The sequence below is a fragment of the Vallitalea maricola genome (genome assembly GCF_036985595.1).
In the GTDB taxonomy this organism is placed as follows: Bacteria; Bacillota; Clostridia; order Lachnospirales; family Vallitaleaceae; genus Vallitalea; species Vallitalea maricola.
Genome location: NZ_BTPU01000278.1, coordinates 1 through 332 on the forward strand (window position 1 = coordinate 1; position 332 = coordinate 332).

Annotated in this window: 1 protein-coding gene; it reads left to right on the forward strand. The window is 29.5% G+C overall.

Annotated features, from left to right (window positions below):
- Positions 1-33: 33 nt before the first annotated feature.
- The coding region (locus tag AACQ14_RS24090; protein ID WP_339366074.1) for a hypothetical protein at positions 34-332 on the forward strand (299 nt) is incomplete at its 3' end.

Sequence of the window (332 nt, forward strand, 5' to 3'; positions counted from 1 at the left end):
AGACATATTGAATATGCTACAATAAAAAATATAATGCGAAAAGGTAGAGGGAAATACAAAGCATTTCTTAGCCTAGAGACAAATAAACTACTATTAGTCTATCGGATTGATAAAGGTACTAAAGGTAATGTATCTCGTTTTTGGAAGGAAACATACCAATATACAGCTAGAAATTGTGATTTAACAGGTTTTTATTTATTTGTTTTATTAAATCCAAATAGTAAAACCATATTCCACACCGAATTAAGATATGGAGTATTTGCAAAACAAAATCTTGAATATATGCGTTATGAAAATAACCTGAATTGGAGATTATTCCCTCTGCCCATGAT